Source organism: Loigolactobacillus bifermentans DSM 20003 (assembly GCF_001434575.1).
Lineage (GTDB): Bacteria > Bacillota > Bacilli > Lactobacillales > Lactobacillaceae > Loigolactobacillus > Loigolactobacillus bifermentans.
The window spans coordinates 12,599-27,166 of record NZ_AZDA01000043.1; the positions used below are offsets into that span (position 1 = coordinate 12,599).

The 14,568-nt window shown below is 49.7% G+C and carries 14 protein-coding genes and 2 riboswitches; of the genes, 2 read left to right on the plus strand and 12 right to left on the minus strand.

Annotated elements, in window-relative coordinates; translation table 11 throughout:
* Window positions 1–4 precede the first annotated feature (4 nt).
* The 7 genes from FC07_RS06100 to FC07_RS06130 form a co-directional block, all read right to left on the minus strand.
* Window positions 5–1,231, minus strand: a complete 1,227-nt coding sequence (locus tag FC07_RS06100; RefSeq protein ID WP_057904241.1) for a dicarboxylate/amino acid:cation symporter — start codon at window positions 1,229–1,231, stop codon at window positions 5–7.
* 16 nt (window positions 1,232–1,247) lie between these two features.
* Entirely contained in the window at window positions 1,248–2,429 is a 1,182-nt protein-coding gene (locus FC07_RS06105) for a M20 family metallo-hydrolase (protein ID WP_057904242.1), read from the minus strand.
* On the minus strand, window positions 2,429–3,193 hold the full coding sequence (locus tag FC07_RS06110) for a thiazole synthase (protein ID WP_057904243.1): 765 nt from the start codon (window positions 3,191–3,193) through the stop codon (window positions 2,429–2,431). The genes FC07_RS06105 and FC07_RS06110 overlap by 1 nt, the downstream gene beginning before the upstream one ends.
* A gap of 5 nt (window positions 3,194–3,198) precedes the next feature.
* The gene (gene thiF, locus FC07_RS06115) at window positions 3,199–3,852 is read right to left on the minus strand and encodes a sulfur carrier protein ThiS adenylyltransferase ThiF (RefSeq protein ID WP_057904244.1); all 654 of its coding nucleotides are present in this window, start codon (window positions 3,850–3,852) and stop codon (window positions 3,199–3,201) included.
* A 17-nt stretch (window positions 3,853–3,869) separates the two neighbouring features.
* Entirely contained in the window at window positions 3,870–4,067 is a 198-nt protein-coding gene (gene thiS, locus FC07_RS06120) for a sulfur carrier protein ThiS (protein WP_057904245.1), read from the minus strand.
* A 141-nt stretch (window positions 4,068–4,208) separates the two neighbouring features.
* Window positions 4,209–4,832 carry a thiamine phosphate synthase gene (gene thiE / locus FC07_RS06125; RefSeq protein WP_057904246.1) on the minus strand — a complete coding sequence of 208 codons (624 nt, stop codon included), beginning with the start codon at window positions 4,830–4,832 and terminating at the stop codon, window positions 4,209–4,211.
* 66 nt (window positions 4,833–4,898) lie between these two features.
* Window positions 4,899–4,989: riboswitch (TPP riboswitch) on the minus strand.
* A 124-nt stretch (window positions 4,990–5,113) separates the two neighbouring features.
* Window positions 5,114–5,518, minus strand: a complete 405-nt coding sequence (locus FC07_RS06130; RefSeq protein WP_057904247.1) for a winged helix-turn-helix transcriptional regulator — start codon at window positions 5,516–5,518, stop codon at window positions 5,114–5,116.
* A gap of 119 nt (window positions 5,519–5,637) precedes the next feature.
* Between FC07_RS06130 and FC07_RS06135 the strand changes: the two genes are divergently transcribed.
* A complete protein-coding gene (locus FC07_RS06135) occupies window positions 5,638–6,615 on the plus strand; it encodes an aldo/keto reductase (RefSeq protein WP_083483222.1) in 978 nt (325 codons plus the stop codon).
* 45 nt (window positions 6,616–6,660) lie between these two features.
* Window positions 6,661–7,521 carry an aldo/keto reductase gene (locus FC07_RS06140; protein WP_057904249.1) on the plus strand — a complete coding sequence of 287 codons (861 nt, stop codon included), beginning with the start codon at window positions 6,661–6,663 and terminating at the stop codon, window positions 7,519–7,521.
* Window positions 7,522–7,572: 51 nt separating this feature from the next.
* On the opposite strand, the gene thiC is transcribed toward FC07_RS06140, so the two are convergent.
* The 5 genes from thiC to FC07_RS06165 form a co-directional block, all read right to left on the minus strand.
* Window positions 7,573–8,871: a phosphomethylpyrimidine synthase ThiC gene (gene thiC / locus FC07_RS06145; RefSeq protein ID WP_057904250.1), complete on the minus strand. Its 1,299-nt coding sequence runs from the start codon at window positions 8,869–8,871 to the stop codon at window positions 7,573–7,575.
* A 132-nt stretch (window positions 8,872–9,003) separates the two neighbouring features.
* Window positions 9,004–9,115: riboswitch (TPP riboswitch) on the minus strand.
* A gap of 150 nt (window positions 9,116–9,265) precedes the next feature.
* A complete protein-coding gene (locus FC07_RS06150; protein ID WP_057904251.1) occupies window positions 9,266–9,916 on the minus strand; it encodes a TetR/AcrR family transcriptional regulator in 651 nt (216 codons plus the stop codon).
* Between the two features lie 19 nt (window positions 9,917–9,935).
* Window positions 9,936–11,558 carry an ABC transporter permease gene (locus tag FC07_RS06155; protein WP_057904252.1) on the minus strand — a complete coding sequence of 541 codons (1,623 nt, stop codon included), beginning with the start codon at window positions 11,556–11,558 and terminating at the stop codon, window positions 9,936–9,938.
* Window positions 11,545–12,456 carry an ABC transporter ATP-binding protein gene (locus tag FC07_RS06160; RefSeq protein ID WP_057904253.1) on the minus strand — a complete coding sequence of 304 codons (912 nt, stop codon included), beginning with the start codon at window positions 12,454–12,456 and terminating at the stop codon, window positions 11,545–11,547. The genes FC07_RS06155 and FC07_RS06160 overlap by 14 nt, the downstream gene beginning before the upstream one ends.
* Before the next feature lie 217 nt (window positions 12,457–12,673).
* Window positions 12,674–14,080 (minus strand): DHA2 family efflux MFS transporter permease subunit, encoded by a 1,407-nt coding sequence (locus FC07_RS06165; protein ID WP_057904254.1) that lies wholly within the window; start codon window positions 14,078–14,080, stop codon window positions 12,674–12,676.
* Window positions 14,081–14,568 lie beyond the last annotated feature (488 nt).

Consider the following 14,568-nt stretch of genomic DNA (forward strand, 5'->3'; position numbering starts at 1 on the left):
TGCTTTAGGCTTTGGTTTGGTACACTTGACGGTCTAATTGGTCTTCATCTGCCGCAATCATAATCGCAGTGGTGGTGTCGCCAACCACGTTGAGAACGGTGCGGAAAATACCAGAGAACCAGTCGATGCCGGCAAGGAGACCAATGCTTTCCAGGGGCAAGCCGATGCTTGGTACAATAATGGCCAAGGCGACTAAGCCGCCACCAGGCACCACCACCGTGCCGAGACAGGCCACAATCGATAAGGCGACAATTTTGATCATGATGATCGGTGAAATCGCTAGGCCGTAAAACTGACTCATGGTGACGCAGGCTAAGGCTAGATACATGGCCAAACCGTTGCTATTTAGCGCCATGCCCAGGGGTAGCACAAGTTCACTGATTTGTTTATGGACGCCTAGGCGTTTTTCGGCGTCGGCCATTTCAACCGATAGGGAGGCGGCTGAAGAGGTGGTGGTCATGGCGACAATAATAATGCGAGAAAAGCCATGTAAAATGCCACGAAGCGGGATGTGTGCGCGGATCGTGATCATGGCGAACAAACCGAATAAGAACAACAGGGTACCGGCGCCGAACAAAATGAGAAATTTCGACAGCGGTAGAATCACTTTGGCACCATTGGTGGCCGTCACCCAAGCCATTAGCGCACCGATGCCGATAGGGGCGAGCTTCATGACTAAGGTAATCAAATCAATGAGCAGTTGATTGATTTGGCGAATGCCAGTGAGTAAGGTTTGATAGTGCTGATTTTGGTTGGCTTTGCTTAACGCAATGCCGAAAAATAAGGCGAAAACAATAATTTGGATCGTGTTGCCTTTGGCCAGTGCCTCAAAAATATTCGTGGGAAAGAAGCCTAAAATCGTATTTTGTAATGACGGCTGGTGGGCCAATAATTGTTTAGCGTTGGTGCCTGCCAAGCTGAGGTGCAAGCCGTGGCCAGGGTTAAACCACCAGCCAGCAACCAAGCCGATACAGGCGGCTAAAATGGTGGTGACGGTAAACCAAGCGGCAGTTTTAAGGCCTAAGCGTCCCAGTTGTTTCATGGGCAAACTACCAATGGCCTCGATCACGGCACAGAAGATCAAGGGGATCACCGCCATTTGGATCAGGCGGAGAAAAAGGTCGCCGACGATTTTAATACCAGCGACTTGTTGACCACCGACCAAGCCTAACCCAATGCCCACTACCATGCCGATGATGATCTGAGTGGTTAAATTAAACTTTTTATGCATCATACACCGCCTTTATTTAATAAGCTTGTTGGTACAAGCTGGCCGCTAGTAACGCCACACCTTTGGCCAGGTCTGCCGCCGATGTGTGTTCTTCAGGACAATGACTGACGCCGTTATCGCTAGGGACAAAGAGCATCGTGGTGGGCACCGCTGTGTACATGATCTGGCTGTCGTGGCCGGCACCAGAAAAAAGTTGTTCGTAAGGCAGGCCAAGTTCTTGCGCTAAAAGTTCATTTTGGCGTAACAAGGCGTGGGATAAGCGGGTCGCTGACACGGTTAAAGTGGGTGTTAAAGTGACTTGCGGATCTGCGGCCACACAGGCGTCTAATTGTTGGGTGAATTGCGTCAGTTTGGCGTCAGTTTCGTCACGGCAATCCACCGTAAAACGACATTCACCGGCAATTACGTTGTCCACGTTAGGGTGAACGGTGATGGCACCAATGGTAAAGGTCAAGCTAGCCGAACCTTGCTGGGCCACGTCATACAAATGGGTCATTAAGGCGCTGGCCCGTTGGACTGCGTCTTGGCGGTGGATCATTGGGGTGGTGCCAGCATGGTTGGCCTGGCCGTGCACCGTTACCACGTACCGCCGTTGCGCCACAATGCCAGTGACTAAACCAATGGCTTTGTGGGCTAACTTTAACCGTGGGCCTTGTTCAATGTGTAATTCCGTAAACGTTGCTGGTAGCGCGGGCCGTTTGGTGTGCACCTGCGGCAAGGCCTGCAGTGGGGTCACGGCTTGTTGGCGGGCGGTTTCAAATGAAATGCCGGCGTCATCTAAAAGCGGTTGGGTTTGTGGCTGGCCAAGATAAAATTTTGAGCCGGTAAACGCCGCAGGAAAGCGGCTGCCTTCTTCTTCACTAAATGCAATCAAACGTAACGTTTTACGCGGTCGATCATAGGTTTGCCGCAGTTGTTCAATGGCGCATAAGCCACCAAGCACACCGTATAACCCATCATATTGCCCGCCGTGTTGCACGGTATCCATGTGCGAACCAGTGGCCACCGCCAAGCCAGGTTGGCTGCCTGGAAAGTCTAAATAGACGCTGCCGTAGTCGTCTACCGTTACTTTGGCGCCAAATTCCTGGCCCAGTTGGATCAAACGTTGTTGGTTGGCTTGCCAAGCGGCATTGTAGACCAAGCGATTTTGACCGGATTTGTCCGCAACGTTAAACTGGGCCAGCAATTCAGTGAGCATTATTGGCTAACGCCAGTTAAAGGTGAGGATGCGGCAGCTTTTTTATCTAACACCCGTCCAGGATGGGCCAAGAACCCTTTGCGGCCTGCTTCAACGGCTAGCTTAAACGCTTCGGACATTAACGGAATATCCCCAGCAGTGGCCATGGCAGTGTTGGCCATGACGGCAGCGGCGCCCATTTCCATGGCTTCCGCAGCGTGGCTTGGGCGGCCGATGCCGGCGTCTACGATGATCGGTAATTCAATTTCATTGATCAAAATTTGGATCAACGCTTTTGTGGCCAAGCCTTTGTTGGTGCCAATCGGAGCCCCTAATGGCATGATTGCTGCAGCGCCAGCGTCGACTAATTTATGGGCTGCGTTTAAGTCAGGGAGCATGTAAGGCAATACGGTAAAGCCTTCATCCGCCAAGACTTTCGTGGCCTTAATGGTTTCTTCGTTGTCAGGCATGAGGTATGTCTTATCCGGCACGACTTCTAGTTTGATAAAATCACTGCCGCTGAGTTCTCGAGCCAAATGCGCGGTGCGAATGGCTTCTTCGGCGTTGGTCGAACCGGAAGTATTGGGTAAGATCGTCACATTATCGGGAATAAAATTGAGAATGTTTTCATCGGCGTTGTTGGTCCGGCGTAGCGCCATGGTAATGATTTGGGCGCCGGCTTTATTAACCGCGGCGTCGATCAAGTCGTAAGAATATTTACCAGAGCCTAAAATAAAACGGGATGTGAAATGATGACTGCCTAAAATAAGTTCGTCTGCTGACATAATGATTATTCCTCCTCTAAAACAGGTAAGTGCATGAGTAAGCGTAAAATCGCGTTGGCTTCGTGACCGGCGCACACCATCACCCGCGGCGCCATTAAACCTTCTGCGCCTTTAGTGGTGCCGTCACCACAAATATAAACATGGGGTAACTGTTGTTTAGTGATCATGTTATTGGTGGGATGAATCCCGGCCATGCCGTTGCCCATCACCAGCGGTTTGTCTGGAAAATGCGCGGTGATGCCATTCATCAGCATGGCTTTAGCGGCTGGATTATCAAAGGCTTCACAAGCCACGTCGCAATCCGCAAACAAATCAGGAATGTTGGCGTCCGTGATCTCCAGTTGCTGAGTGTCGATGGTGATAAAGGGATTGAATTCCAACACATTTTGTTTCAGCGCAGTGACTTTAGGCAGGCCAATTTGACTGACTTTGTATTGTTGCCGGTTTAAATTACTCAGCTCAATGGTGTCAAAATCAATCAAGGTCAAATGGCCTACGCCACTACGCGCCAAAGCAATGGCAATGTTGGAGCCAAGGCCGCCAGCCCCGGCAATGGTCACATGGGCTTGGCTTAACGGTGCAGTGGAATCCGCCACGTTGCGTTCTTTCATACCTAAATAAAAATCTTGTACGTCTAATCCTTCAAACTTGAGTGTCATACGATCTGTCCTCTCTGTTACCCACCACCGACAAATGAAATTAATTCAACGTGGTCGTTTTCTGACAACGTCATGGTGTCAAGCTCATCGCGATGAATAATGGCGCCATTGAGTTCAACGACAACGTTTTGTGTGGTGTCTGTTTTTTGTTGTAAGAGTTCTGTTAAGGTTTTACCGACAAAATTAGCGGTCGGTTCGCCGTTTAAATTGATCAAAAAAAGTCCTCCTTTCAGCGACGCGAAAGAAGGGCAATTTCCTGCAATGCGTACTTCCTTCGGCCGTGTTAACGATATCAGGTTCATGGGTCTATTCTCAGCCTTGCGGCACCCCAGACGATGTGATGGATGATGAAATTTTCAGGCCATCACCCCCTTTAGTGTTTCCCGGAGTTGATGGACTTTGGTGATAACATTTGGTGCTTGCATGATCTCGCTGACCACCGCCACACCGGCAATTGGAATGTCGGTAAAGGTGTTCAGACGGTGCTCTTTAATGCCGCCAATGGCCACAACTGGAATGTTCACGGCTGTGATAATGGCTTTTAGCGTGTCGATGGAGGTGCGGTGGGTGACCACTTTGGTTTGGGTGGGATAAATAGCCCCCACGCCAAGGTAATCCGCGCCAGCTGCAGCAGCTGCTTCAGCGCGAGCCACACTTTTAGCTGAAACCCCCAAAATCTTGTCGGGGCCTAGCAGTTTGCGCGCCACGGCGACAGGCAGGTCCGCATCACCAATATGAACACCAGCCGCATCGACGGCTTGGCACACGTCGATGCGATCATCAATGATCAACGGCACGTGGTAGCGGTCGGTTACGGTTTTGACTTGTTGGGCCAGGTCATAATAGCGACCAGTGCTCACGTCTTTTTCCCGTAATTGCACCAAGGTCACACCGGCACCACAAGCTTGTTCAATATGTTTTAAAAACTCGGTGTCAGAATCGTTGTAGCGATTGGTCACCAGATAAAGTTGATAATTCATACGGTTATCCTCATTTCCATAAAAAAAACAGCCTTTTTGCCTGTGCAAAAAGACTGTCCGTGATTGTCATTAAGGACTGTATCTTCCTTCGCAGGTTTTAACCAGAGCAGGTTCGGTGGGTATGATCTCAGCCATTGCGGCACCCCAGATACGTTAATTAAGTTAACAAGGTAAAAGTAGCACATCTTTTGAGAAAGCGCAACCACTTTTTTTAGAATCATTGCGCTGTGTGTTTCAGCCAGCCGGTATGCGGCTGGGCCTGAAGTTGAGTTTGAACTTTTTTAAGCACCAGGCAACGCCGCTTCATTCGCCGAAAAGTGCGGGGTGACTTGTAACTGGGCTAAGCGGGCATCGCCCCAGTCACACATGGCGTCGATAATCGGCATCAGTGATTGCCCAAGGGGGGTAATCGTATAAATGACTTTTAGCGGTTTTTCTTGTTCCACCGTCCGGGTGATCAGTTGGTCTTGGGTCATTTCTCGCAGTTGGTTGGTAAGGACTTTGTGGGTGACTTTCGGTAGTAAGCGCCGCAGCTCATTAAAGCGGTAAGCACCGTGTTCGTTTAGCTGGCACAAAATGATCAATTTCCATTTACCGGCAAACATGGCTAAAGTGAATTCTTTGGCACAGCTGTAATCACCGTTTTCAAGGCGGTTTAACACGTCTTCACGGGCAGCATCTGTCATGGTAACACGTTCCTTTCCTAAGGCACTTTCAAGTGCGTACTTGTTTCAAAGTGTCTTTCAGTATAAGTTAGACGCAGTGAGATGTAAATAGAAGCGGCGTTTAAGAAAGTGAGTGAATCATGAATTATCGAACATTAGGTCAAACAGGTTTTAAAGTGAGTGACGTATCACTCGGCACCTGGCAACTTGGTGGCAAATGGGGTGCGCCTTTTGATCAAGCCGATGCGGAAGCCACATTGGCAGCGGCTTATGAAAAAGGGGTTAACTTTTTTGACACCGCAGACGGCTATCAAGACGGTGCCAGTGAAAAAGTAGTGGGCGCCTTTGTCAAGCAGCACCCAGATGTGCATTACACCACGAAAATTGGGCGGAAAGAAGTGCCGTTAAGTTTAGACCACTTTGACCCCGCACATTTGCGGCGCTATGTGGATGAATCGTTACAAAATATGGGCGTCGAGGCCTTGGATCTGGTGTTATTACATTGTCCACCCATGCAAACCTATTACCAACCAGAAATGTTTTGGACGTTGGATCAATTGAAACAAGCCGGGAAAATCAAAAACTACGGCGTCAGTGTTGAGCGGGTGGAAGAAGCCATTAAGGCCTTAGACTATGACATTGCAGCGGTTGAAATTATTTTCAACATGTTCCGGTTACGCCCAGCCGAGTTATTTTTTGATTTGGCGAAACAGCACAATGTGGGCATCTTGGCGCGGGTGCCGTTGGCCAGTGGTTTGTTAACTGGGAAACTGACCCAAGACACACAGTTTGCCCCAACCGATCAACGGGCCAACAACCGCCACGGTGAATTATTTGACAAAGGGGAAACCTTCTCCGGTGTTGACTATGCCACCGGCGTGGACGCCGCCAATGAATTGAAAACGCGATTAGGCACCGACAATTTGGCTGCCTTGGCGTTGCGCTACATTTTAATGTACGACGCGGTGTCCGCGGTGATCCCTGGTGCCAGTAATCCAGGTCAAATTGAACGTAATACGATTGCATCAGACTTACCAGCACTTACCCCGGCTCAAATGGCGCTCGTCCAGGATGTTTACAACCAGCGCATCAAAAAGCCGGTACATTATTTGTGGTAGTGTTAAAATAAAGGGAACAACTATTTTTGAAAGAAGGTTACATTTATGACAACATTAAGCAGTTTGACGGATACTTACACGTTAAGTAATGGCGTTGAAATTCCAATTGTTGGGTTCGGGACTTGGCAAACACCAGACGGCGATGTGGCACGGGAATCCGTTAAAGCCGCGATTGCAGCAGGCTATCGTCACATTGATACCGCCGCAGCGTATGGTAATGAGGAAAGTGTTGGCGCCGGGATCCAGGAAAGTGGCATTCAGCGCTCAGACCTTTTCGTCACCACTAAATTGTGGAATCCGGATCATGGCTATGACAACGCGAAAAAAGCCATTGATACTTCTTTGCAAAAATTAGGCTTAGACTACGTGGATCTCTATTTGGTACATTGGCCAAATCCAATCGACTACCGGGACAACTGGGAAGCTGTTAACGCTGAAACTTGGCGGGCAATGGAAGAAATCTATGCCGCTGGTAAAGCGCGGGCCATTGGAATCTCTAACTTCTTCCCGCGGCATTTTGAAGCGCTAATGAAAACCGCAAAAGTCACCCCAATGGTGAACCAGATTTTCTTAAATCCTTCTGACCTGCAACCTGAAGTGGTTCAAATGAACAACGACAATCACATGCTCAGTGAAGCTTACAGCCCACTGGGCACCGGGAAAATTTTTGAAGTACCGGCTTTAAAAGACATTGCAGCGAAATACCATAAAACCGTGGCCCAAGTCGTGCTCCGTTGGTCCTTGCAACACGGCTTCTTACCATTACCAAAGTCAGTCCATGCGGATCGCATTGCGGAAAATACCAAGCTGTTTGATTTTGAGCTAACGGCTGCGGATATGACAGCAATCGATGGGTTGCACGGTGTGGCTGGTGTAGCTAAGGATCCAGATACACGCCAATTCTAATTAGAACATAAAAAGCGTTGCTCCTGGGAGCAACGCTTTTTATATGCCGTGCTATAAAATATCAATGGTTTCCCCAGCCAGCGCCTTATTCATGCTGCGCACGGCACAGAATTTACCGCACATGGTACAGGTGTCTAAGTCGTTGGGCTTCCGCGCTTCCCATAAATTTTGGGCGGTTTCAGGATCTAGCGCATACTGCCATTGGGCGTCCCAGTCCAGCTTTTGGCGGGCTGCGGCCATTTTGTCGTCTTGGTTGCGGGCGCCGGGGACGCCTTTGGCAATGTCAGCGGCGTGGGCAGCGATTTGTGAGGCGATAATCCCTTGGCGGACTTCATTAATATTGGGTAACGCCAGGTGTTCGGCTGGGGTGACATAACAGAGAAAAGCAGCGCCAGACGCGGCGGCAATGGCCCCACCAATGGCGGCGGTAATGTGGTCATAACCCGGGGCAATATCGGTGACCAGTGGGCCAAGTACGTAAAATGGGGCACCGTGGCACAAGGTTTGTTCCAGTTTCATGTTGGCCTGAATTTGATCCATGGCTAAGTGGCCAGGGCCTTCCACGATCACTTGCACATCCCGCGCCCAAGCCCGTTGGGTCAATTCGCCTAGCCGAATCAGTTCGGTGATCTGACAATTGTCTGTGCCGTCAGCCAAACAACCGGAACGGCAGGCATCGCCTAAGGAAATGGTCATATCGTATTCCCGACAAATGTCTAAGATTTCATCGAAATGTTCGTAAAACGGATTTTCTTCACCGGTCATGGTCATCCAAGCGTACAGCAAGGAGCCACCGCGCGAGACAATGTTCATTTTGCGGTGGCCACCTTTGATTTGTGACAAGGTTTCCCGGGTAATGCCACAATGCATGGTAGCAAAGTCCACGCCGTTTTCCGCATGGAGCCGCACCACGTTAATGAAATCCGCAGCGGTTAAGGTGCTTAAGTCTCGCTGGTAATGGATTACGGCGTCGTAAACGGGCACCGTGCCGATCATGGCGGGACACTCACGAATCAGTTGTTGGCGGAAGGGTTGGGTGTTGCCGTGGGAGGACAGATCCATAATCGCGTCGGTGCCCATTTTAACGGCTAATTCAACCTTTTTCACTTCTTCCGCGTAATTTTTAATATCCCCGGAAATCCCTAAATTAGCGTTGATCTTGGTTTTCAGCATGGCGCCAACCCCGCTAGGATCAAGGGATTTGTGGCGTTTGTTGGCACAGATCACCACTTGCCCAGCAGCGACTAACGGCAACAGTTCTTCAACGGTGCGATGTTCTTTTTCAGCGACGCGGCGGAGTTGTTCGGTGATAATGCCTTGTTTTGCGGCTTCCATTTGGGTAGCATACATTTGAAACGCATCCTTTCTATGACGACCAGCAACGACTTACAGCATTAAATGGGACTTGCCAGCACGACAAAAAAGGTGGTTGTAGCAAATTAAAAAGCCAGCAGCTCGCAACAAAGCAGAGCCACTGGCAGTATTTCACTACTCGTTTGATCCCTACGTTGGCATTATCCAAATCAGGTAAAATGGGTCAAAGCGCAGAACGCTTACTCTCAGCCCACTGATGTGAGCTCCCCGATGTCATTTAATTGGCCTAACCTTAAACCCAGGTTTCAATTTTTGTCAACTTGTTTTTGAAAACGGTTTCTAAAACGCGACGGTAAAAGCGCACTAGGGCAAGCCATCATCACTTTGAAAAACGAAATTGTTTATTTTTGAAATTAAAAAACAACGCACGTTAATGCGTTGCATTTGAATCCAGAAAGCCGTGTTCTAAAATATCCATGTACGTCTTAGTTTCGGCGACAATGCCGTCAAAGGCCTCGATTTTAATGTGCGGATCAGCTTGGATCATGGCCTTACTTTCTTCGGAGATCAAATTGGTAAAGCTTAAGATCAGGCGGGTCACCGTTTTAAGCTCAACGCCAGGGCGTAGTGGCAGCCGTTTTAAAATCGGATCGATCAACAGCGGCACGGAATCATTAAGCAGATTGGCCCAAATGGCCTGGACTTGCGGTTGTAAACTGGCAGGCAGGCTGTCGCTGGCGCTATAAGCTTGCATGGCCAAGGTGAATTCGTCGGGGTATTGCAGCTGCAAGGCGATTTTATAGCGTAAGGCGCGCGCCACCATTTCTTGCAAATTAGGGGCGTCTTGCCACACGTGCCAGTCAGCGACAGCGTTGATTTTGTCAAAGGTTTGTTGCACCGTTTCCAGGTACAAATTGGCCTTGGATTTAAAATAGTGAAACAGCAGCCCTTTAGACACGTTGGCTTCGGCGGCAATCACATCAGTTTTGGTGTCGCGATACCCGCTCGCCGCAAATTCATGGCAGGCTACGGTGATAATGCGTTGGGTCTTTTCAGGGTCGATGGCAGGGCGTTTGGTCATGGTTGATGCACACCTTTCTTTAATTCGTTAACAGGTCCCGACGCCGATAACCCAGGTAGCCAAGGCCAATCAGCACAATACCTAAAGCCGTCATCCAGCCTGCTGTGCCCCAATTGATCGTGTGCACAGGCACCGCGTTGACCCAACCGTAAGGGGTGAGCCGCAAGGCCCATTTTGGCAAGTCCAGCATGCTGCCAAGGTACAGGGAAAAGAAACCGTAGGCCGGTATCAACCACGCAATATTTTGCCACCGTGGGAGGAAGCCCACTAGGCAGGCGGTGATACCAAAAGTGACGATCAAAGCTGGGGTAAAGCCCCAAAAAGCGCGCATGAAGCGGGTGAGATCAATGGCGTTGTGGCCCATGGCCGCGGCGCCAGCCACATCCATGCCGTAAATGCCTAAGGCAAAGGCCACAATGGCGCCGATCAAACCGAAAGCACTAAAGCTCAGGTAAAGCCGTAACCGCGAGATGGCTTTGGCGTGCAGCTGTTCAAAGTAACCTTTACTGTCGTCCCGGTTCAGGCGTAGCAACGTGATCAAACCAGGGATGGTGGCCAGCACTACGAAAATAAGGGCCAGTTTATTGGCAAATTGTAACACCAACGTTTGGTTGGCTGTTTTAGTAGCTGCAGCGCCAATTAATTGGGCCATGGCGGGGTTGGTTTTAACCAGGTCCCCAGCCGTGCCGAAAATCGACCCATAAGTGGCGCCTAAAATGAATAACGCCACCAGCCAAACAATGGTGCTGATCCGTTCCAGCCGGGCAATCAAGCTAAGCGGGCCTTGTAACCAACGACTGGCAAACTGGCGGCCTTTACGTTGGGGCAGTAGCCCAGCGCCTAAGTCGCGGCGACTGCTTAAGACAAAGGTGATCACGGCAACCACGGCTGTTAACGCCAACATGTAAATCACCGGTAACCAATTGTTTTGACCATAAATATCTAACTTTTCGATCCAACCATAAATGGTCCACCAGGTGTAATCTGGGTTTTGGACATCGGTACCCATCCGCGCAATGAACAATACGCCTAGGACCAAATAGCTCAGCATGGTGGCCCCACGACTGCTGTCGCTGATTTGGGCCACCAGTAAGGTGAATAAGCCAAACATCAGGCCAAAAGCGGCCAGGCCTAAACCGAACAGCCAGTTGCCAGCGGCGTTGCTGCCCGTCATGCCAGCTGCTTGTAAGCCTAGTGCTTCTAACACGCCAGCTAAGCCGTTGATGAGGATCAGTTCTAACAAACTGGCCCACAGGCTGGCGTGTTGACCCACGGCGTGGGCACGAATCAGCTCGGAAACACCAGAGTCTTCATCGGCGCGGCTACTGTGAACGCCAAAGTAAATGTTCATCATGGCCACAAATAAACCCATAAAGACCATCATTTCGGCGGCGTAAACATCGGCAACGGTGTAGGGTTTGTTGGCGGTGAAAGGGCCTAGCAACGACACCATAGCGGGGGTTTTCAGGGTGGTAATAATGCTGGCCATGGCCTGTTGCGACCCGTATAGGCCGTCAAATTTAGCAGCGGCACCGGCCATTAATCCCACTAAACCCAGCCACCAGAGACCAATTTTTAGCCAGTCGCGCCGCAGGTAAAGGCGTAATAACAAGCCGGTTTGAGCCGTTTTAGTGTTGCGCATTGGACCCCACCTCCTTTTGGTTGTAGTAACGCAGGAAGAGATCTTCTAAGGTTGGTGGGGTACTTTGCAAGGCTTTTACCCCTAAAGGTGCCAAAGCCGTCATCACCTCACCTAAGGCTTCTGAATCTACGGCAAAGGTGGCGTGCTGGTCCGTTTGCTTAAAGCCGTGCACCGCTGGTAAGGCCGCTAATGCCCCGGCTGATTGTGTGGTGGTCACGGTGATTTGGGTGCGGCTTAACTGCCGCATGTCTGCCAGTGAGCCAGTTTCAATGATCTGCCCATCACGAATGATCCCAATGCGGTCACACATGCGTTCCACTTCGCTGAGAATGTGACTAGAAAGCAAAACGCTTTTACCAGCGTCTTTTAAAGCCAACACTTCTTGTTGGAAAATTTCTTCCATCAACGGATCCAAGCCACTAGTGGGTTCATCAAAAATGTATAAGTCGGCCGCTGTGGAAAAGGCTGCAATCAAAGCAACTTTTTGCCGATTCCCTTTGGAATAAGTGCGACATTTTTTAGTCACGTCTAATTTGAATTTTGTGATCAATTCATCGGTACGGGGGCTGTGCTTTTGCCCGTTTAGCTTGAGAAACAGGTCGATGACTTCACCACCGCTTAAATTAGGCCATAAATAGACATCGCCAGGCACGTAAGCCAAGCGTTTGTGAATCGCCACTGCGTCGGTCCAAACATCTTGGCCAAAAATGGTGGCCTCACCGCCGCTTTTTTTCAAAATACCTAACAACGTGCGAATGGTGGTGGATTTACCGGCACCGTTGGGACCAATAAAGCCAAAAACTTCGCCAGCGTTGACGGTTAAGGTCACATCTTTTAATGCCTGAAACTTGCCGAATTTTTTTTGTAAATGATTGATGGTGACAACTGCTTCTGTCATATAACTCAACTCCTTTTTGTTGGGAACCCTTGATAGCACCTTAAGCTTAACCGCCGTTGACCAGTGAGTCAACGAATAACGAGTCAATGCGACACTTGCGCTAGAAAGGCGTCAGATCGGTATTTCGGCCAAAAAAATAACCCAGTCAATGGACTGAGTCATTGGAAAACAGCAAGTGCAGCATAAAGGGCTACAACAAGTCCTTTTGATGAGGCAATTAGTGCGCCTTCAGCCGATTGGTCAGGAATAAGGCTGGCAGTGCCAAAATAGCGGTGAAAATCACAGCCCACAAAAAGCCTTGTTGATAGCTGGTGGCAATTTGGGTCAACGTGTGGGCGTGTTGGTTTTGGTAGCCGACCACGATTGTGGCAAGAAAGGCGGACCCAAACGCACCGCCGACGTTTTGCATGATCCGGGTGGCAATAGACACTTGGGCGGAAAATTGTTTGTCAGCCCCGACAAAGGCGTCGGTCATCAGCGGGCTTAAAATCGCACCGGCACCGATCCCCCGGACAAACAGCACCAGCATGAGCAACCAGTAGGCGCTGTGTTGGTTAAAATAAATAAACGGCAGGGAGCCGATCAAGGTAATTGCCAAACCACCTAACGTGACCCACCGGGCGCCAATTTGGTCGATCAAACGACCAACCACTGGCCGTGCCAGCAACATCCCGATGCCTTGCGGTAACAGCGACAGACCTGCAATGGCCACCGATTCCCCACGTAAGTTTTGGAAGAAAAGGGGCAGTAATAACATGGGACCATTGGTGGCCACGCCGGCTAAAAATAAGCCCACCATGGCCGCGCTAAAGTTGAGCCGTTTGAACAAGGTCAGCGGAATCAAAACGTTGGTGCGTTTAAAGGCGGCGTACACCAAGTAGCCCACCAGTAAGACTAAACCAATGGCCACATCCGTTAGGGTGGTATGGTTGGTGAAGTTGGCTTTTTGGCTGGCTTGAACTACGCCGTAGATCACGCTGGCGGACATGCCAGCAAGGAGTAATACGCCGATCCAGTCAAATTTGGCCTGGGGATTTTTCGCCGGCGTGGCTGGTAGTTTGGTCCAAAGGAGCCACGCTGCAATGATCGTTACAGGGACGTTGACCAGGAAAATCCAGCGCCAAGTTAAATATTGTACGATCACGCCACCAATCACCGGGCCAACAATGGGGCCCAGCATGATCGGTAAGCCGACCACCGCCATCAACCGGCCCATGGCGCCGCTGCCGGCCACATCGACTAATAACGTGGTGAGCAGTGGCGTGATCAAGCCAGCGCTAAAGCCTTGCACCAGCCGAAAGGCAATTAAGCTGTCAATGTTCCAGGCAAAGGCTGCGCCTAAGGACATCAAGCCAAACAACAGCTCGGCTACCAAAAAGGTGTTTTTACCGCCAAAGCGTTGGTCCAGCCAACCCGTAAAAGGCACCGCCACCACCATGGCCAATAAATAGCCAGTGACCACCCATTGGACGGTATTTAAACCAGTGTTAAAATCATGGGCCAAGTGATTGATGGCAATATTGACCATGGTTGAATCTAACATTGGGGCAATTGCGCCTAAAACAATGAGCCACGCTTGATTGACCACCGAACGCGGCAATGCTGTTTGATCTGATTTTTGCATGATAAGCCTCCAATAAGATACTTAAGTTTCTAATTTAGAATACTAGAGTATCTTAATCTGATTGACAGCACTTGTCAATCTTTTTTCAGAAAAATAGTGCGGAACATGAAGCAACCTCAGGTAAGTTTTCCTGAGGTTGGTTTAAATGCTATTAATGGTCGTGTTTCGGGCCATCCAGTTACCGACCGGCTACAAGTTCGAATCAGTCGTGCTGACCACTCGTTGCGTGTCGCAGGATCCTTTCAAGATTGCAATTTTAGATCAGCACCCCGCTGACATTGCGAAAGGCAGTTTTTAAAGCCGGCATGCTAGGGTCAATGTCATTGAGACGCAATTTTTGAATGTTCAAAATCAAGCCGTGTTTGTTTATGGTGTCATGATGCACCCTTATTTCACAGGTATTAAGTTTCAAACATAAATGGAAAAATTACGTCTGAATGTAAAACGGTCTCGTATTTGTAGTCGTCACGTGCTAAACTATTGGTATT